General features: G+C 65.3%; 15 protein-coding genes. 5 read left to right on the forward strand and 10 right to left on the reverse strand.

Going from position 1 to position 18,893, the window contains the following annotated elements:
• The first annotated feature begins 143 nt into the window (after positions 1–143).
• The gene (locus GKC70_RS05790) at positions 144–437 is read left to right on the forward strand and encodes an antibiotic biosynthesis monooxygenase (RefSeq protein WP_029615039.1); all 294 of its coding nucleotides are present in this window, start codon (positions 144–146) and stop codon (positions 435–437) included.
• A 61-nt stretch (positions 438–498) separates the two neighbouring features.
• Entirely contained in the window at positions 499–732 is a 234-nt protein-coding gene (locus GKC70_RS05795) for a hypothetical protein (RefSeq protein ID WP_342650720.1), read from the forward strand.
• Here GKC70_RS05795 and GKC70_RS05800 read toward each other — a convergent pair whose 3' ends face one another.
• The 5 genes from GKC70_RS05800 to bglX all read right to left on the reverse strand — a co-directional run bounded on the left by GKC70_RS05800 (position 733) and on the right by bglX (position 8,469).
• Positions 733–1,338 carry a flavin reductase family protein gene (locus GKC70_RS05800; RefSeq protein WP_342650721.1) on the reverse strand — a complete coding sequence of 202 codons (606 nt, stop codon included), beginning with the start codon at positions 1,336–1,338 and terminating at the stop codon, positions 733–735.
• Positions 1,339–1,467: 129 nt separating this feature from the next.
• Positions 1,468–2,787, reverse strand: a complete 1,320-nt coding sequence (locus tag GKC70_RS05805) for an MFS transporter (RefSeq protein WP_039579642.1) — start codon at positions 2,785–2,787, stop codon at positions 1,468–1,470.
• A gap of 222 nt (positions 2,788–3,009) precedes the next feature.
• Entirely contained in the window at positions 3,010–4,344 is a 1,335-nt protein-coding gene (locus tag GKC70_RS05810) for a sigma-54 dependent transcriptional regulator (RefSeq protein ID WP_342650722.1), read from the reverse strand.
• Positions 4,338–6,098: an ATP-binding protein gene (locus GKC70_RS05815; protein WP_342650723.1), complete on the reverse strand. Its 1,761-nt coding sequence runs from the start codon at positions 6,096–6,098 to the stop codon at positions 4,338–4,340. The genes GKC70_RS05810 and GKC70_RS05815 overlap by 7 nt, the downstream gene beginning before the upstream one ends.
• 79 nt (positions 6,099–6,177) lie before the next feature.
• The gene (bglX, locus tag GKC70_RS05820; protein ID WP_342650724.1) at positions 6,178–8,469 is read right to left on the reverse strand and encodes a beta-glucosidase BglX; all 2,292 of its coding nucleotides are present in this window, start codon (positions 8,467–8,469) and stop codon (positions 6,178–6,180) included.
• A 185-nt stretch (positions 8,470–8,654) separates the two neighbouring features.
• On the opposite strand from bglX, the gene GKC70_RS05825 reads away from it, so the two are divergent.
• Both GKC70_RS05825 and GKC70_RS05830 read left to right on the forward strand, forming a co-directional pair.
• Positions 8,655–9,272, forward strand: a complete 618-nt coding sequence (locus tag GKC70_RS05825; RefSeq protein WP_342650725.1) for a hypothetical protein — start codon at positions 8,655–8,657, stop codon at positions 9,270–9,272.
• Between the two features lie 68 nt (positions 9,273–9,340).
• Positions 9,341–10,549 (forward strand): SAM-dependent methyltransferase, encoded by a 1,209-nt coding sequence (locus GKC70_RS05830; protein WP_342650726.1) that lies wholly within the window; start codon positions 9,341–9,343, stop codon positions 10,547–10,549.
• A 12-nt stretch (positions 10,550–10,561) separates the two neighbouring features.
• Here GKC70_RS05830 and GKC70_RS05835 read toward each other — a convergent pair whose 3' ends face one another.
• The 4 genes from GKC70_RS05835 to GKC70_RS05850 all read right to left on the reverse strand — a co-directional run bounded on the left by GKC70_RS05835 (position 10,562) and on the right by GKC70_RS05850 (position 15,825).
• Positions 10,562–13,129, reverse strand: coding sequence for a TonB-dependent hemoglobin/transferrin/lactoferrin family receptor (locus GKC70_RS05835; RefSeq protein WP_342650727.1), 2,568 nt, complete (start codon positions 13,127–13,129; stop codon positions 10,562–10,564).
• A gap of 114 nt (positions 13,130–13,243) precedes the next feature.
• Positions 13,244–14,197, reverse strand: coding sequence for a FecR domain-containing protein (locus GKC70_RS05840; protein ID WP_342650728.1), 954 nt, complete (start codon positions 14,195–14,197; stop codon positions 13,244–13,246).
• Positions 14,197–14,721 carry a sigma-70 family RNA polymerase sigma factor gene (locus GKC70_RS05845; protein ID WP_342650729.1) on the reverse strand — a complete coding sequence of 175 codons (525 nt, stop codon included), beginning with the start codon at positions 14,719–14,721 and terminating at the stop codon, positions 14,197–14,199. Before GKC70_RS05845 ends, GKC70_RS05840 begins: the two co-directional genes overlap by 1 nt.
• Positions 14,722–14,805: 84 nt before the next feature.
• Complete coding sequence (locus tag GKC70_RS05850) at positions 14,806–15,825, reverse strand: DUF4917 family protein (protein WP_342650730.1); 1,020 nt, start codon at positions 15,823–15,825, stop codon at positions 14,806–14,808.
• Between the two features lie 122 nt (positions 15,826–15,947).
• On the opposite strand from GKC70_RS05850, the gene GKC70_RS05855 reads away from it, so the two are divergent.
• Positions 15,948–17,012, forward strand: a complete 1,065-nt coding sequence (locus GKC70_RS05855; RefSeq protein WP_342650731.1) for a glycerophosphodiester phosphodiesterase family protein — start codon at positions 15,948–15,950, stop codon at positions 17,010–17,012.
• A gap of 35 nt (positions 17,013–17,047) precedes the next feature.
• Here GKC70_RS05855 and GKC70_RS05860 read toward each other — a convergent pair whose 3' ends face one another.
• Positions 17,048–18,739 (reverse strand): SulP family inorganic anion transporter, encoded by a 1,692-nt coding sequence (locus GKC70_RS05860; protein WP_342650732.1) that lies wholly within the window; start codon positions 18,737–18,739, stop codon positions 17,048–17,050.
• Between the last annotated feature and the right edge of the window lie 154 nt (positions 18,740–18,893).

Here is an 18,893-nt window from a genome sequence, read left to right on the forward strand (position 1 = left end):
ATACTGCCGGTCGATTGCCTGATCCTGCACGCTGACAGGATCAGGCAATCGACCGGCAGTTTTGGCCTAACGCCCCGCATCGGGCGGATCCTAATCTTGGCAGCCTGGCTTTCCCGTCTCGCCGGCTTTCAAGGAGATCGATCATGACCCTGCAGCAACCGGTCACCCACTTGGCTTTCATCCGTGCCAGCCGCGGCCGCTCGGCAGAACTCGGCATGCGCCTGCGCGATCTGCTCGAGCCTTCGCAGCGCAGCCCCGGCTGCCTGGCCTTCAGCGTGCAGCGCTCGCAGGCCGATGCCGACCTCTGGCTGCTCACCGGCAGTTGGCAGGACCAGCAGGCCATGAGTCGCTACTTCGCCTCGCCCACCCTCACGCTGTTCGGCGACCTGGTGCAGGAGCGGGTGGTGGCAAGCATGGACCTGCACACCTTCGACTGACCGCATCGGTCCTGCGCTTGCAGTAGAATTGCGCCCTTCGATCGACTGCTGGAGGGCAGTAATGGCACGCAGAGAATTCCCAGGTTTCGAAGCCGTTTCGGCGATGGTTCCAGCCGAGGGCGGTGGCTATCACCCGGCAATCGCGGTGAAAGCCCTGAACGGCGGCGGTGCACCGCGTTTTCACAAGATCCTCGAGGGCCAGGTATTGGCTTCGGCAGTGGCGACCGATGCGGTCGCCAGCGCCGAATTGGAGCGCCTGCAGGGCGTCGATGACGCGGGTGAACTGATCTGGTGATCAGGCCTGTGGGCGACGCATCTGGAACAGGTTGCCCAGTTCGAAGTAGTCCGCCGGGCCGCCGCCACGCAGGATAGGCTCGGCGGCGGCGGTGTCATAGAGACCGTCCTTGAGCAGGTGCTCGGCGATGTGCACGGCGACCACTTCGCCCAGGATCAACCAACTAGGCACCAGCGCCTGGTCGGCGCGCTTGAGCTGCACGATCTGCGTGACCTTGCACTCGAAGTTCACCGGACTTTCGCCCACACGCGGCACGCTCACCACCTTCGAGGCGGCGGGTGTCAGGCCGCTCAGGTCGAACTCATCGACGTCGGCCGCGACCGCTGCACAGCTCTGGTTCATCTGCTCGGCCAAAGGGCGGGTGGCCAGGTTCCAGACGAACTCGCCCGTCTGCTCGATGTTGTTCAGGCTGTCTTTGCGACCGACGCTGCAGAAGCCGATGATCGGTGGGATGTAGTTGAAGGCATTGAAGAAACTGTAAGGCGCCAGGTTCAGGCGGCCGTCGCGATCATGGGAGGAGATCCAGCCGATGGGGCGGGGACCGACGATGGCGTTGAAGGGGTCATGGGGCAGGCCGTGGCCTAGGGCGGGTTCGTAGTAGTACATCGGTACAGGGCCGCGGCCCTTCCTCTGGGATGAACGAAGCGCCTAGTGTGCCAAGCCTTGGCTGGGGTGGGAATGGTCTGAAACGCAGGCCGGAATCGCGAGTGCGACCCCGGCCCCGAGCACTGTCACTCAGTCAGTGGTGATGCGCGAATGCTGCTTGGTGTCCTTCATGGTCGCGTAGACCAGCAGCGAGCACGCGATGCAGCCGGTGACATACCAGTAGAAGCCGGTCTCCATGCCGATGCTCTTGAACCACAGCGCCACGTACTCGGCCGTGCCGCCGAAGATCGACACGGTCAGTGCATACGGCAGGCCCACGCCCAGGGCGCGAATCTCGGTGGGGAACAGCTCGGCCTTGACCACCGCGTTGATCGAGGTATAGCCGCTGACGATGATCAGTGCCGCCATGATCAGGAAGAACGCGCCCCACCAGCTCTGGATGGTGTGCAGGGTGCTGAGGATCGGCACGGTGAACAGCGTACCGAGCACGCCGAAGGCGATCAGGATCGGACGTCGACCGATCTTGTCGGACAACCCGCCGATGATCGGTTGCAGGCACATGAACAGGAACAGCGTCGCGGCCGAGATCGTCGTCGAGTCGCTGATGCTCATGCCCACCGTGTTGACCAGGTACTTCTGCATGTAGGTGGTGTAGGTGTAGAAGGCCAAGGTGCCGCCCATGGTCAGGCCGACCACGGTCAGCAGTTCCTTGGGATGGCGCATGAGGGTGCGCATCAGGCTTTCCTTGGATTTCTCCTTCTTGGTGAAGGAGGCGGTCTCTTCCATGCCGCGGCGCAGGTACAGCGCCACCACTGCACACAGCGCGCCGATCACGAATGGTACGCGCCAGCCCCAGGCGTACAACTGCTCGGTGGTCAGGGTGTTCTGCAGGATGATCAGCACCGCCAGGGCGATCAGTTGGCCGGAAATCAAGGTCACGTACTGGAAGCTGGAGAAGAAGCCGCGACGCTCCTTGCTGGCCATCTCGCTGAGGTAGGTGGCGGAAGTGCCGTATTCGCCGCCGACCGACAATCCTTGCATCAGGCGCGCGATGACCAGCAGCACGGGCGCTGCGACGCCGATGGTTTCATAGCCCGGAGTCAAGGCGATGACCAGCGAGCCGGCGCACATCAGCAGGACCGAGGCCATCAGCGCCGCCTTGCGGCCCTTGCGGTCGGCGTACAGGCCCATCAGCCAACCGCCGATCGGACGCATGAGGAAGCCCACGGCGAAGATGGCGGCGGTATTGAGCAATTGTGCGGTGGTGTCGCCAGCCGGGAAGAAGGCCTTGGCGAAGTACAGCGAGAAGGCGGCGTAGACGTACCAGTCGTACCATTCGACCATGTTGCCGATCGATCCGCTGAAGATCGATTTCAGTCGACTGGCGGTGGTCTTTTCGGCAGCGGGCGCAGTGGCCGCCCCGGTGGGCAGGGTGGTGGCGTTATCCATCAGGGGATACCTTTTTCGTTGTTTTTGTGAGACGCGCAGGGTCGCGCTTGAAAAAGGGATTGCAGAAGCTGTGCCAAATGGGAGCACGCTGCGCCGTTTCAGGGCGCTAGGCCTCGTGGCTGAGGCCTTGGCAGGATTTCCCGCTGCACCTCTACATGGCACGCATGACCCGTCATGAGCGGTTTTCCGCTTATCCAAGCGCGGTCGTGGGCAATAATCCGCTCATTGAGGATCGAGAAAATCCTCACGGGTCAGGCCATGACGCTGCATTTTCTCGTTGAGCGTGCGTCGCGGTAGCTGCAATGCTTCCATCACCGCCTTGATTTCCCCCCCATGCTGACGCAGCGCCGCGCGCAGGCACTGTGCCTCGAAGGCCTCCATTTGCTCGCTGAGCGAGTGCGCACCCGGCGCAGGTTCGACCGGTGTCGAGTCCAGGCCCAGGGCATGGCGTTCGGCGGCATTGGCCAGTTCCCGCACGTTGCCCGGCCACTCGCGCGCCAGCAACTGCGCCAGCATCGCGCCAGACAGCGGCGGGGCACTGCGGCCCAGACGCTCGGCGGCGGTGCGCACGAAGTGCTCGAACAGCAGGGGGATGTCCTCGCGCCGTTCGCGCAAGGGCGCCAGCCGCAGCTCGGCGACGTTCAGGCGATAGGCCAGGTCTTCGCGAAAGCGCCCGGCGCGGGCCTCTTCGAGCAGATCGGGTTTGGTCGCGGCGATGATCCGCAGGTCGACGCGGATGCTCTGATTGCCACCCAGGCGTTCCAGTGTGTGCTCCTGAATCACCCGCAGCAGCTTGGCCTGCTGGGCCAGCGGCATGCTTTCGATTTCATCGAGAAACAGCGTGCCGCCATTGGCATATTCCAGCTTGCCGATGCGCTTGCCCTGGGCGCCGGTGAACGCACCGCTCTCGTGGCCGAACAGTTCGGCTTCGAACAGCGCTTCGGGGATGGCGGCGCAGTTCAGTGCCACGAAGGGTTTTTCTGAGCGTGGACCGAAGTCATGCAGGCAGCGCGCCACGCGTTCCTTGCCACTGCCGGTGTCGCCGCGAATTAGCACGTTGACCGGCAGTGCGGCCAACTCCAGCACCTGGCGGCGCAACTGCTGCAAGCCTTGCGACATGCCGAGCAAGGTGCCTTGCAGGCGTTCCTTCAAATCGGCCTGTTGGTGCAATGCGCGGTTGGCCAGCACCAATTGGCGTTTCTCCAGCGCCCGGCGCAAGCTGCCCAGCAGGTGCTGCGGTGTGAAGGGCTTTTCCAGGAAGTCGTAGGCGCCGTTGCGCATGGCGTCCACCGCCATGGGCACGTCGCCGTGGCCGGTGAGCAGGATCACCGGCAGTTCGGCGTCCAGTGCGTGCAAGCGTTCGAGCAACTGCAGGCCATCCATGCCCGGCATGCGCACATCGCTGATGACCACCCCGGGAAAGTGAGGGGGCAGTTGCGCCAGGCACTCTTCGGCTCGGGCGAACAGTTGCACGCTGAAGCCGGACAAGCTCAGCCACTGCTCGACCGCCGTGCGGATGCTCGTTTCGTCGTCGACGACGATCACTGAATTCAACATGCAGGCTCCAGGTCGCGGGGCAGGGTCAGGGTGAAGCGGGCGCCGCCAGGCAGATTGTCGACCTGCAACTGACCGCCCGCCTCATGGACGATGCCATAGGAAATCGCCAGGCCCAAGCCCAGGCCTTCGCCCACGGGCTTGGTGGTGAAGAACGGGTCGAAAACCTTGGCCAGATCGGCCTGGGCGATGCCGCCGCCGGAGTCGAGCACGCTCAGGCGCCACTGCCCGTCGCCGGCTTCGATGCGGATTTCCAGGCGCTTGTAAGGCTTGTCAAGCATGGCGTCGAGGGCGTTGCGCAGCAGGTTGATCAACACCTGCTCCAGACGGATTGCATCGCCGCGCACCCAGGCCGGGCGCGCCAGATACAGCGCCACCTCGACCTGCTCGCTGCGTAGACGCGTGTCCATGAGTTCCAGCGCCTGGTCGACCACACCGGCCAGGTCCAGCCGTTCGCGCAGCCCGCCGGGGCTGTTGCGGGCGAAGGTCTTCAGGTGGCCGGTGAGCGCGGCCATGCGCGTGAGCATGTGTTCCAGCGGCTCCAGTGCCTGGCGGGCCTGTTCGATACGACCGTGGTCGAGCAGCAGGCGCAGGGTCTCCAGTTGCATGCGCTGGGTGGTCAGTGGCTGGTTGATTTCATGGGCCAGGGCCGCCGACATCTGCCCCAGCGCGGCCAGTTTGGCCGACTGCACCAGACCTTCCTGGGCGGTGCGCAGCTCGCGGGTGCGGGCTTCCACCAGACGCGTCAGCTCCTCGCGGCTGCGTTGGCGCAGGCGGGCGATGCGCAGGCGCTGGCTGACGAACAGTACGGCAAAGGCCAGGCTCAACCACACCGCCGCGCCGAGCAAGGCGGCGTTGCGGGCGTCCTCGCTCACCTGGGGTTTGCGCAGCAGGTGCAGGGTCCAGCCCTCGGTGGTCAGCGGCAGGCTTTCCCAGAGGTAGTCGGCGCTGCCCTCCGGCCCCTTCACCCGGCGCAGCGTGCTGCGCTCATCGAAGCGGCTGAGCAACTGATGCGGCAGCGGTATCAGCGGTTGCTTGTCGTACTGGCGGGTCTGGGCCAGTTCGGCGCGGTCGTCGTCGCTCAACGGCAGCAGTTCACGGTAGCGCCAGCCATTCTGGTTAGCGATGAAAGTGATCCCGCGCGCGTCGCTGACCAGCAGCACGTCGTCATTGCCTTGCCGCCATTCGCGTTCCAGTTCGGGAAATTCGAGCTTGACCACCATCGCACCGAGGAAGCGCCCCTGTTCGTCGGTGACTGCGCTGGAGAGGAAGTAGCCGGGCACGCCACTGGTCACGCCGACAGCATAGAAGCTGCCGCGCCCCTGCACGCGGGTCTGCTTGAAGTAAGGGCGAAAGCCGTAGTTGGAGCCGACATAGGTGGTCGGCAGGCGCCAGTTGCTGGCGGCCACCGCCAGTCCGGTATGGTCCAGCAGCTCCAGGGTGGAGGAATTGGCCGCGCCGTTGATGCGTTCGAGCTTGTGGTTGAGCACGCGCTGCAGGGGTTCGCCGACCGGGCCGCGCAGCGCGTCGATCAACTGCGGGTCGAGCGCCAGCACTGCGGGCAGGGCGCGGTAGCGCTCGATCAGTGTGTGCAGGCCATTGGCGTAGAGCGTCAATTGTTCGCTGGCCCGCCGTGCATCGGCCTGCATCGCCTGGCGCTTGGCGTGCTGCATGGCCCAACTGGCGCTCAGGGCGGTGCCGATCAGGATCAGCAGGATGATCAGGCCCAGACGTAGGGCGCGCAGTGATGAAGGCATGGGCGGGTCCTGGGGGGCTGTTGGCCGTGTCGAACCTAGGCCGCTCCTGCAGATCCCTTGCAGGAGCGGTACCTGCGCGCTACAGCAGCTCGAAGCTCTGCTGCTGCACCGCTTGCGAGTCCAATCCCACCTGGACGTTGAACTGTCCCGGCTCGGCGACATGCTGCAACTGGCCGTTGTAGAACTTCAGGTCGTCCTCACTGATGGCGAAGGTCAGGGTGCGCGCTTCGCCGGCCTTGAGCAGCACCTTCTGGAAGTGCTTCAACTCCTTGACTGGGCGGCTCATGGACGCGCTGACGTCCTGGACATAGAGCTGCACCACGGTCTCGCCGTCGAACTTGCCGGTGTTCTTCACCGTCACCTCCGCCTGCAGGGTGTCGCCGCGCTTGATGGCCGTCTTGGACAGGGCCAGGTCCGACAGCTCGAACTGGCTGTAGCTCAAACCGTAGCCGAACGGATACAGCGGCCCATTAGGCTCCTCGAAATACTGCGAGGTGTAGTTGCCGGGTTTGCCTGGGGTGTAGGGGCGACCGATGCTCAGGTGGTTGTAGTACACCGGGATCTGCCCGACCGAGCGCGGGAAGGTGATCGCCAGCTTGCCCGACGGGTTGTAGTCGCCGAACAGCACATCGGCGATGGCATTGCCGCCCTCGGTGCCGCTGAACCAGGTCTCCAGGATGGCGTCGGCCTGCTCGCGCTCCCAGGCGATGGACAGCGGACGGCCGTTCATCAGCACCAGCACCAGCGGCTTGCCGGTGGCTTTCAGGGCCTTGATCAGCTCGCGCTGCACGGCCGGGATTTCCAGGGTGGTGCGGCTGGAGGACTCGTGGGACATGCCACGCGACTCGCCGACCACGGCCACCACGACATCGGACTGACGCGCGGCTTTGACCGCTTCGTCGATCAGCACGGCGGCCGGACGCGGGTCGTCGACGATTTCCGGGGCGGCAAAGTTGAGGAAGTTCAGGTAGTCGACGATGGCCTTGTCGCCGCTGATGTTCGAACCGCGGGCATACACCAGCTTGGCCTTGCCCTCGGTGGCACGGCGCAGGCCGTCGCGCACGGTCACCGAGTGCTCGGGCCGGCCGTCGGCGGCCCAACTGCCCATCATGTCGATGGGGGCGTCGGCCAGCGGGCCGACCAGGGCGATGGTGCCCGCCTTCTTCAGCGGCAGGGTCTGATCGCGGTTCTCCAGCAGCACCAGGCTGCGTCGAGCCACGTCGCGGGCGGCCTCGCGGTGCAGACGGTCTTCGCCGTAGTAGTCCTTGAGGTCGGTGTCGGGTTTGCCGATACGCACGTAGGGATCCTTGAACAGACCCATGTCGTACTTGGCGCCGAGCACCTCGCGCACGGCCTGGTCGAGCTCGGCCTGGGTGACTTCGCCGGACTTCAACAGACCCGGCAACTCCTGGCCGTAGAGCGTGTCGTTCATGCTCATGTCGATGCCGGCCTTGATCGCCAGCTTGGCCGCCTCTCGGCCGTCACGGGCCACGCCGTGGCGGATCAATTCCTGGATCGCGCCATGGTCGCTGATGGTCACGCCCTTGAAGCCCCACTGCTTGCGCAGCAGGTCGTTCATCAGCCAGGTGTCGGCAGTGGCCGGCACGCCGTTGATCGAGTTCAGCGCCACCATCACCCCGCCTGCACCGGCGTCGAGGCTGGCGCGGTACGGCGGCAGGTAGTCGTTGTACATTTTCGGCAGGCTCATATCGACCGTGTTGTAGTCGCGCCCGCCTTCCACGGCGCCATACAGGGCGAAGTGCTTGACGATGGCCATGATGCTGTCCGGCTCGGCCGGGCTCTTGCCCTGCAGGGCGCGGACCAGGGTCTGACCGATCTTCGAGGTCAGGTAGGTGTCTTCACCGAAGCCTTCGCTGGTGCGGCCCCAGCGCGGATCGCGGGCAATGTCGACCATCGGCGCGAAGGTCATGTCCAGAGCGTCGGCCGACGCTTCGATGGCCGAGGTGCGGCCGACCTTGGCGATGGCGTCCATGTCCCAGGTCGCGGCCAGGCCCAGGCTGATCGGGAAGATCGTGCGTTCGCCGTGAAGGGTGTCGTAGGCGAAGAACATCGGGATCTTCAGCCGGCTGCGCAGCGCCGCGTCCTGCATCGGGCGGTTTTCCGGGGCGGTGCGCGAGTTGAAGGTGCCGCCAATGCGCCCGGCGGCGATTTCCTCGCGGATTTTCTCGCGCGGCATTTCCGGACTGATGCTGATCAGGCGCAACTGGCCGATTTTTTCTTCGACGCTCATCTGGCCGATCAGGTGGTCGATGAAGGCCGCCTTGTCTTCCAGAGGCGGGGCGGAGGGGGCCGCCAGGGCCACGTGACTGACCAGGCCCATGGCCAGGCCCAGCAACGGCAATTTCATCATCAATTCCATCATCCATCGATTCGCTCGCCGCTGTGGCTTCGCGGCGACTGTTGTTGTGGTGCGCTGGCCGTACTGCGCCCTGCGGCTGCGGCGGATTATGCCCTATAAGCGCGTGCCGATGAGATACACTGCCGGCGTCCCGTCGCCGGGACCACGACAATAAGAACGAGCGAGTACCTCCGGGCATGATCCCCATCGACGAATATCAACGCCGCCAGGTGGCCGAAGCCATCGCCCGCGCCGAACAGCGCACCGATGCCGAACTGGTGGCCGTACTGGCCCGTCGCGCCGACGACTATCCTTACCTGCCCCTGCTGTGGGCCGCGCTGTTGGCCGTACTGCTGCCGGCGCTGCTGCAGTGGCTGCTTGGCTGGCCGGGCCTGCGCGGCTTGCTGGTGACCCAAGTGCTGCTGTTCGTCGCCTTCTGCCTGTTGCTGCGCACGCCCTGGCTGGCCGCCCGCCTGGCACCGCGCTTGCTGCGCCGCCGCCGCGCCGCCGCTTTCGCCCAGCAGCAGTTTCACGAGCAGCACCTGCAGCGCACCGCCGGCACCAGTGGCGTGCTGATCTTCGTCTGCGAGGCCGAGCGCTTCGTCACCATCCTTACCGATCAAGGCACCGCCCGACACCTCGACGATGCCGTCCGTGCGGCACTGGTGGCGCGTTTGAGCGAGCGGGTGAACCAAGGCAGCACCCTGCAAGGTTTCGTCGAGTGCATCGATGCCTGTGGCGAACTGCTGGGGCGCACGCTGCCTTCGATTGGGCGGCGCAATCAACTGACTAATCAACTGGTGGTCCTGGACTGAGCCTCGGGCGCCGGCCGGTAAACCCTGTAGAATGCCGGCCATCACGCATTTTCGAGGCTGCTCCTTTCATGTCTTCCGCCACACCTGCGCCGGACGCCCGCGACCAATTTCTCAGCCTGCTGAGCGACGCCCTGCACCGCCAGCACCTGCTCAAACTGGTGCTGGCGCGCCCTGTCGGGGCCGACGGCAGCCTGCAGCGCATCATTGCCAAACCGGTGCAGCTCAAGGGCCAGGCCTGCCTTTCGCTGGTGTATCGCCACCAGACCCGCGACATCACCCGCAACCTGCCCCTGGACGCGGCGCTGACGCTGGTGGCCGAGCTGCTGCCCGAGCAGTTTCGCAATGCTCACCTGTTCACCGCCGAGGGCGAAGTGCAACTGGGCTTCAGCAAGAAAGGCAAGGCGCTGCTGCAGCGCCACGCTGCCCAGGCGCCGAGCCAGCAGGCCAGCAGCGGCCACGACCGGGAGAAGAAACGTTACCTGGAGCTGTCGCGGCCGTTCCTGCGCGACCTGGGCGTGACCGACGGGCAAGGCGCCCTGATTCCGTCGATGTCGCGCAAGTGGAAGCAGATCAACAAGTTCATCGAAGTCTTCGACCATGCCCTGGCCAGTGCGCCGCTGACCCAGACGCAACCGCTGCGGGTGGCCGACTTCGGGTCGGGCAAGGGCTACCTGACCTTCGCCATGCACGACTACCTGTGCCACACCCTGGGCCGCGAAGCGCAGGTGACCGGCGTGGAGCTGCGTGCGGACATGGTCGAACTGTGCAACGCCGCCGCGGCGCGTCTGCAGCATCCGGGCCTGGTATTCGAGTGCGGCGACGTGCGCAGCGTGGTGCCCGAGGCCATCGAGGTGATGATCGCCCTGCATGCCTGCGACATCGCCACTGACTACGCCATCCACACCGGCATCCGCTGCGGCGCGTCGATCATCATGTGCTCACCGTGCTGCCACAAGCAGATCCGCCCGCAGTTGCACAGCCCGGGTTTGCTGCAACCGATGCTGCAGTACGGCCTGCACCTGGGCCAGCAAGCCGAAATGCTCACCGATAGCCTGCGTGCGCTGTACCTGGAGGCCTGCGGCTACGAGACCAAGGTGTTCGAGTTCATCTCCCTGGAGCACACCAACAAGAACAAGATGATCCTGGCGGTCAAGCGCCGCCAGGCCGGCGATAACGCCGCGCTGCTGGAGAAGATCGCCCAGCTCAAGGCGTTCTACGGCGTGCAGGAGCACTGCCTGGAAACCCTGCTGCGTGCCGACGGCCTGATCCCCGGCTGAGCGTATCGTCACTCAGAAGAACCGCGTCACGCTGACCTTGGCATTGCGCCCCTGCATCAGCGCATTCTCCCCTGACAGCTCAGGCCGGGCCGACTCGTTGAACAGGTTGTCCACCGTGAGGTTCACCTCGGTGCCCTTGAGGTAGGCCTGCTGCGGTTTCCAGTTGGCGAACAGACCGTGGATCTGATAGCGGCCGTTGGCGTACTGGTCGTAGTAGCGGTCGCCCAGCACACTGCCGGGTCCGCTGTAGTAGCGGTCGCTGGGCAGGCGGTCGGTCTTGCGCACGAACTGCGCGGTCCAGCCGACCCGTGCGTCCCAGGCCGGAATCTTCACGCCCAGGGTGGTGATCCACTTGGGCGCAGGGATGTCCTTGGCCCACACGTCCGGTCCCCAGGGGTTGGTGTAGGCGCCCTGGTGCCGACCCGTGATCCAGGAAAACGACGCCGAGCCGAACAGGTAGGTGGCGTCGTAGAAACTCTCGATCTCGAAGCCCTTGATCACCACATCGCCGATGTTGCGGTAGTTGGACATCAGGCCGCCGCCGCAGGTGTTGGCGATGGAGCCGCCGGTGAGCAACTGCTGTGGGCAGCCGATGCCGGTGGCTTTGAAGATTTCGTCCTCGATATGGTTGCGAAACAGGGTGGTGCGCACCTGGGCGCTGTCGTTGGCCGACAGCAGGTTGTCGAAGTCGAACACGCTGCCCACGCGCAATGCGGTGATGCGTTCAGGGTCGAGGTCGCGGCTGGTGGCGGTCCGGCTGCCGCTGCCCTGCACCTCATACTGCTCGTCGAGCACCGGCGCGCGCCAGGTCTTGCTGTAGTCGGCGAACAGTGCAGCATTGGGCGTCACCTTCCAGAACAGTGCCAGGCGCGGCGACCAGCCGCGGTAGGTCTTGGCGCTGTAGTCGTGGCCGGCGGCGGGGTTGTCGTACAGCGGCGCATCATTGGGCTTGCCGTCGTTGGTCACCTGGTCGTAGCGCAGCGATGGGGTGAGGGTGACATCGCCCAGGGTGATGGCGTCTTGCAGGTAATAGCCCTGGCTGCGCACCGTGCCGCTGGGCATGAAGTAGGGCTGATAGTGGCCGTAGTTGTAGCGCGCAGTTTCGTAGAGGCTGCCAGGCATCCACATCTGCGTGTCGCGGTTGTGCCGGCGGATCTGCGCGCCAACCGTCAGCGCGTGCTCCAGCGCTGCCGTCTCGAACAGGCTGGTGTTGGTGACTGCAAGCATGCGGTCGCGGTACTCGGTATCCATCTTGCGCCCGCCGGTGGCTGGCTGGAAGAACGCGGTCGCAGGTCGCTCGTCGGTCTGCTGAGTGTCGGAGTCGGAGTATTTGACCTCCAGATCGACCCAACGGTTATCCAACGGCTGATAAGTGTAGGTGCTCGACCATGTGGTGTCGGTGGTGGTGCGGTTGGCCAGGAAGCGGGTCAGTGCGGCGGCGTAGCCGTAGCGGCGGATATTGGCGGCGCTCGGCGGTGTCGGATAGGCCGTGGAAGAGAACGGCGCCCAGCGTTCGCTCTGCGAACGCGACCAGGAAAAGCCCAGGCTGTGTTCGTCGCTCACGTGCAGGTTGCCCTTGAACAGTGCGCCTTCCAGGTCCAGCGCGCTGTTGGGCAGGCGGGTAGGATTGATCGGGTAAGCGCCGTCGGGATCGGGGAGGTTGCTGGCCAGCTTCATGTCGCCGCCGTCACGCTTGGTCAGGTAGGCCAGGCCGTCGATACGGCCGTCGTCGCTGCGCCCGAACAGCGCGGAGCTGTACACCTGCTGGTGATCGTTGCTGGCATAGCCGTACTTGAGCATGGCACCGCTGTTGCGGCCGTCCTGAAGCAGGTCGCCGGCATCCTTGGTGGTCATGTTGACGCTGCCGCCGAAGCCACCGTTGCCGGTCTTGACCGAGTGCGGACCTTTCTCCACCTCGATGTGCTTGATCAGCTCGGGTTCGATGAATACGGTGCCTTGCTGGTAGCGCTCGAAGCCGCTCTTGGTCGCGCCATCGACGGTCATCGGCACGTCTTCGGCATCGCCCAGGCCCCAGATATTGATGGTCTGACCGCCCGGCTTGGCCGAGCCGCCCATGTTCACGCCGGGCAGGGTGGCGATCACGCTGGGGATGTTGCTGGGCTGGTAGCGGTCGATCTGTTCCTGGTCCAGGGTCGAACGCCCGACGTTCTGCGGGCCGATCTGCTGTCCGTCGCCGACGATGCTCAGGGCGCCGAGCTGAATGCTGTTATCCGCCTGTGCGGCTTCGCCAGGTGCGACAGGCTCGTGCTGACGCACCACGAAAGTCTCGCCCACGCGCACCAGGGCGAAGCGGCTGCCGGTCAGCAAGCGGGCGATGGCGTCCTGTGGCTCGAAGGCGCCGCGCAGGGCCGGTGCACGCGCACCGCTGAGCAGCGCTTCATCGAACAGCAACTGAACCTGCGCCTGCTGCGCCAGTTGGCTCAGCGACTGGGCCAGCGGTTGCGCTGGCAGGTCCAATTGCACAGGCGCGGCCTGGGCGGCCAGGCTCAGGCTCAGGCACAAGGCCAGCAGGGTAGGACGGACGGGCAAGGCTTGCAGCGGACGCAACGCAGACGACATGGATTCCCCCAAACGGCAAATGGCCGGAAAAAAGCCCACCGTTCATCCGGCAGGCGGGGAAGGAGACGCGGTGTTGGGAAAAATCCTCACCTGCGAATGATAAAAATTCTCAAATTAATGCGCGCGGTGCTCGATGCGCAAACGGCCATCGCCCAGGCGCACGGTTTTCACCGGTAGCAAGGCAGGCAGCGCGTTGAGCAGCGCGTCGGGGTCGTGTACGTCGAGATTGCCCGAAACCTTGTAGCGAGCCAGGTTCGGGTCGGCCAGCAGCACCGGCTGCTGGCGGTACAGGCTCAGTTCATCGATCAGGCTCGCCAGTTCGCGGTTCCTGAAGCTGACATGACCGTCGCGCCAGTCGGCCACGCGCTGCTCGCCCAGGTTCTGGCGCAGCAGGCTGCCACGAGACGGCTCGTAGGTGACGCGCTGGCCGGCCTCGACCAGCATGGGCGCCTGGTTCTCGCCGGAGGTTTCGAAGGCGACCTGGCCATGGGCGACACTCAGGGTCAACTCGCGTGCGCCACGGCGCAGGTCGAAGCCGGTGCCGACCACGCGCACCAGCGCGCTGCCGGCATCGACGAACAGCGGCCGCTCCTTGTCTGGCGCCACGTCAATGTACAACTGGCCCTGTTCCAGCGTGATCAGCCGTCGCTGTGCGGTGAAGTCCAGTTGCACACGGGTGCGGGCATTGACGTACAACTGGCTGCCGTCGGGCAAGTGCAGGCTGCGCATCGTGCTACCGGCGACCAGGGCCTGGCGTATCGGCGTGCTGCCGCTGCCCAGGTTGCCCGCCAGCAGCGCGCACAGCAGCGCCGCCGCCGTGGCGATCAGTGGACGCCAACGCGGCGATCGATACTGCACCCGCGCGACGGGGTGGTTGACCTGCTTGAGCGCGGCCATGTCTGCCCACAGTTGCTCGAACTGACGGTAGGCGCGGGCGTGCTCGGGATGGCGAATCCACTGGGCGAAGGCCTTGCGCTGCTCGCGCGTTGTCGCGTTGCGGTTACGCGTGAACCAACTGGCGGCTTGGGCGTCGAGCGGGCGTGGATCGGTCTCGTCGGTGAGGCTCATTACGGCTGCTCCCTGCCATCTTCACTGTCCAGCCGTTGCTTGCAGTGCAGCAGGGCCGCAGCGATGTGCTTTTCGACCATGCTTACGGAAATATTCATGCGTTCGGCGATCTGCGCCTGGGTCAGGCGTTCAAAGCGGTGCAGCATAAGGGCTTCTCGTCGCCGCGGCGAGAGCTCGGCGAGTACTTGGCGCAATTGTTCCAAGCGCTGACGGCGCTGGGCGTGATCGAGGGGATCGTTGGCGCTGGTGGCGGGGTCGATGGTCGTCTCCTCCAGCACGCTCTGACGCACCTGTTGCCGACGCCAGTGATCGCTCAGCAGGTTGCGTGCCATGCGAAACAGGAAGGCACGCGGTTGCTCGACTTTGGCCCGGTCACGGTAGCCGAGCCATTGGGCGAACACGTCCTGGGTCATGTCTGCGGCATCGCTGGCGTTGTCCATGCGCTTGCGCAGGAAATGCAGGATTTCGGCGTAGAAACTGCGGCAGGTGTCGGCGGGGGCGGGATCGGGCTTGAGGCGCTGCATGCACGCTTTCCGGGCTGGCCTGGAGAAAGGGTGCGGATCTTATCGAGAATTATTTACATTTGCTAGCCAGGCGTGGCGCCTCGTTCAGAGGCGCCGGGCGTGGGTCAGGGGCACGGGCAGGGCCAGTTCGGCGGCGCCGAGCGGATGGCTGCTGGCGTCGAAGAAGTGCAGGGCGCCATCGACCGCACCGGCCAGGCGCTCGGTGAAATGCTGCTTCTGGTTGAGGATCGAGGCGTCGTTCAAAGGGCGGATGGCGATGCACAGGTGTTTCGGCCTGGCCTGGCGAATGGCCAGCAGCAGGTGCTCGTCGCTGCTGTCCAAGTGCTGGCCGAACAGGCACAGGCCACCCTGTTCGCCCGCAAGCTGGGCCAGGCTCCAGGACAGGTAGTCCGACTGGCGGATGGCCCGCAGCTTGTGCTCGCTGCGGTCTTCATTGACGAACAGCGGCACCTCGCCGGGAATGTTCACGGCAACGCCTTCGAGCAGTTCGGCGCCGATAGCGCTGCGCTGGCGCGTGCTGCCGTCGGGCAGCTTGAGCAGGTGCAGGCCGCCATGCAGGTGCAGGACACGGGTGCCGGGGCTGGCGGTGCGGCGCACATCGAAGAAGCCTTCGTCATCGAACAGCTGGGCAAAACCTTGCGGTGCCTGTTCCATCGCCCACGGCAGGATCAGGTCGTAGTTGCTGGTGTAGACGCTGCGGTACTGACGCAGGGCCGCGTTGATCGTGGCCATTGTGGCGCTGGACAACAGCGCATGCGGCGGGTGCACGGCGCGCAGGGCGTGGATCAGCGCTTCCTTGATCGAGTAGTAGCGGTTCAGCGGCGCGGTGGAGTTGATCGCCAGGGCGGCATTGGTGCGCACCGTGGTATTGAGCATGCTCAGCACCGGCTCGAACAGCTCGGTGCCCAGCGACTTGAACAGCGCCTGGTCGCTGATCGCCAGGCCGCTCTTGCGCCCGGCCTTCTGCGCTTGCTCGTACAGCGAGAAATAGCCGAACGGCTTCCACAACACGCGGCTGGCGCCGTTGCCCAGCAGCAGGGCGGTGCAGGGGTGGCGGGCATCGAGATCGGACCATTGGGCGAGCTGAGAATCGAGAGAGGGCATCGAGCATCCGTGGGGCAGCGGTGAGCGGGGACTTTAGCATGTCATCGAAGCTGTGAGAGGCTTGGCCCTCCAAGGAATCCGCTGCGCCGCGCGTGCGGGGTGCGGCCCGAGAGGATCTGAACATGCGTATACGCGTAGCGCCCCTGCTGGGCTTGCTGTTGTCGACGATGGATGTCCGAGCCGATGACGGTGCGGCCCTGGCCAAGGCCCAGTCCATCCCCTATCCAGCGGTGATCGCTCACCGTGGGGCCTCCTTCGACGCGCCTGAATCCACCGCTGCGGCCTATCTGCTGGCGCGCGAGCTGGGCGCCGATTACCTGGAACTGGACCTGCAACGCAGCCGCGACAATGTGCTGGTGGTGGTGCATGACGATGTGCTGGCGCGCACCAGCGACGTCGCCTCGCGCTTCCCAGGGCGTGCCGGGCGTCCGGTCAGCGACTTCACCCTGGCCGAACTGAAAGCGCTGGACGCTGGCAGTTGGTTCAACCAGGCCTACCCGCAGCGCGCCAGGGCGAGCTTCGCCGGGCAGCAGATCCTGACCCTCGATGAAGTGATCGACATCGCCGAGGGCAATCCCGAGCGTCAGCCGGGGTTGTACATCGAAACCAAGGTGCCCAAGCAGTTTCCCGGCATCGAACGCCAGCTCAAGGCGCGGCTCCAGGCCCGTGGCTGGCTCGACAGACCTGGGCGGGTGATCTTGCAGACTTTCGACCGCGACAGCCTGGCCCTGCTGCACCAGGAGATGCCGCAGGTGCCGAAGATTCTGCTGCTGTGGGTAGGCAAGGGCAGCATCGAACCCAAGTCGGGCCAGGACTTCGCCGACTCGGGCGAGCAGGACAAAGCACGTTTCTATGCGCGTCAGGCGCCCAAGGACCGCAAGGAGCTGCTGCGCTGGCTGGATGCCGCCAAGGCCGGCGGCGCCATCGGCACCGGTCCCTCCGCGCAGCGTAGCCGCCTGGGCGAGCAGAGTTACACCGACCTGATCCAGCCGTGGATGAACCAGGCCAGCCACGCGCGTGGCCTGCTGGTGCATGCCTACACCCTGGACGATCGCGAAGACTTCGCCAAGGCGATGGACGCCGGGGTGGATGGCATTTTCACCAACCGGGCCGGGACGTTGCTGCGCTTTTACCAGCGACCGGCGGTGGCGGATGAAGGGCAGGTGTTGCAGGCGTTAGGGTTTTGATTGCCTGAATGAATCGCGGTTGCGCGTGATCGTGATCAGCGGTCGCCTCGCTCACGATTGCGCCAAACCCGATACGCCCGAATCCCAGCGCGCACCGAGCCGAACAGCAAGCGGTCCTCCATCTCGCGGGCCATGCCCGAGCGCACCAGCATGCGCAGGAAGGTGCCGCGGGCGCGGGCGATGGCGAAGTGCACGCCTTGCGCCTGGAGGGTGTCGCGTACCTCACGCAAGGCGGCAATGCCACTGACGTCGATGCTGGTCACCGCTTCGGCGTCGAACAGTACCGCCTGTGGATCGGGCTCGCGTTGCACGGCTTCGAGCAGGCGCATCTTGAAGTAGTCGGCATTGAAGAACAGCACGGCATCGTCGAAGCGGTACACCACCAGGCCGGGCACGGTGCGGGCCTGCGGATGCTGGCGCACATCGACCTGGCCTTCGATGCCGGGCATCCAGCCCAGCACGGCGTCGGTGGGCTGGTAGATGGTGTAGAGCAGCCGCAGGATGGCCAGGGTCACGGCGAAGACGATGCCCGGCAGCACGCCGAGGCCGAGTACGCCGAGCGTGGTCAGCAGGCACAACCAGAACTCGAAGCGACTCAGGCGTCGGATCTTGCCCAGGGACTTCACGTCGATCAGCTCCCAGCCCGCCATCAGCAGCACCGCGCCGAGTGCCGCCTGAGGAATCCAGGCCATGGGCGCGGTGAACAGCAGCAGGATCAACGCGATGACCAAGGCGGCGATGATGCCCACCAGTTGGCTCTTGCCGCCGACCATGTCGTTGACCGCGGTGCGCGAGTCGGCGCCACTGATGGCAAAGCCCTGGGAGAGCCCCGCCGCCAGGTTGCTCACGCCCAGGGCGACGAATTCGTGATTGGCATTGATCGCATAGCCGTGCCGGGCCGCGAAGCTGCGCGCCGTGAGCATGGCGCTGCAGAAGCTGACCGTCGCGATCCCCAGCGCGTCGCGCAGCAGGCTCTTGGTCTCGGCCAAGGTGCTTTGCGGCCAGGCCAGTTCGGGCATGCCGGCCGGCACCGGGCCGAGGATGGCCACGCCGAAGCGGTCCAGCCCGAACAGCCCCGCCAGCAGGGTGAACACGGCAACGGTGACCAGCGCTGCGGGCAGTTTCGGATAGCGGCACGGCAGCCAGATCAGCAGCGCCAGTGCGCCCAGGCCGATGACCAGGGTCAGCCAGTGGATCTCGCCCAGGCGCTCGACGAAATTGATCAGGCTGAGAATGAAGCCGTCACCCTCGATGCTGAAGCCCACCACTTTGGACAGTTGCCCGGCGATCAGGCTGAGGCCGATGCCATTGAGGTAGCCGATCAGGATCGGCCGCGAGAAGAAACTGGCAATGAAGCCGGCGCGGGCCACGCCGGCAGCGATCAGCATCACCCCGACCAGCAGCGTGACGATCACCGACAACTCGGCGATCCGCTGCGGATCGCCCATCGCCAAGGGCGCCACGGCGCCAGCGATCATCGCACAGGTGGCCGCATCGGGGCCGACCATCAGTTGCCGTGAGCTGCCGATCAAGGCGTAGACCATCATCGGCAGTACACAGGCATACAAACCGTACTGCGGCGGCAAACCGACGATCTGGGCATAGGCGATGGCGATCGGAATCTGGATCGCCGCCACCGACAGGCCGGCTTGCAGATCAGCGCGGAACCATTCGCGGCGGTAGTGCAGGAGGTTGGCCAGGCCCGGCAGCCAGCGGGAAAGAAACATGGGCAGTCCTTTGATGATTTCTGGGTGCGCAGGAGCGATATGCACCTGAAGCCGCTTCGCTTGCAAGTCTCATGCAGCGTGTCGTGGGGGCTGAATTCAAGCCGATTGCGGCGAGCAAAGCGATGGGGCAGGTCAACGAAGGGCGTAGACATGA

Origin of the sequence: Pseudomonas sp. REB1044 (assembly GCF_038813925.1) — a bacterium.
Taxonomy (GTDB): domain Bacteria; phylum Pseudomonadota; class Gammaproteobacteria; order Pseudomonadales; family Pseudomonadaceae; genus Aquipseudomonas; species Aquipseudomonas boreofloridensis.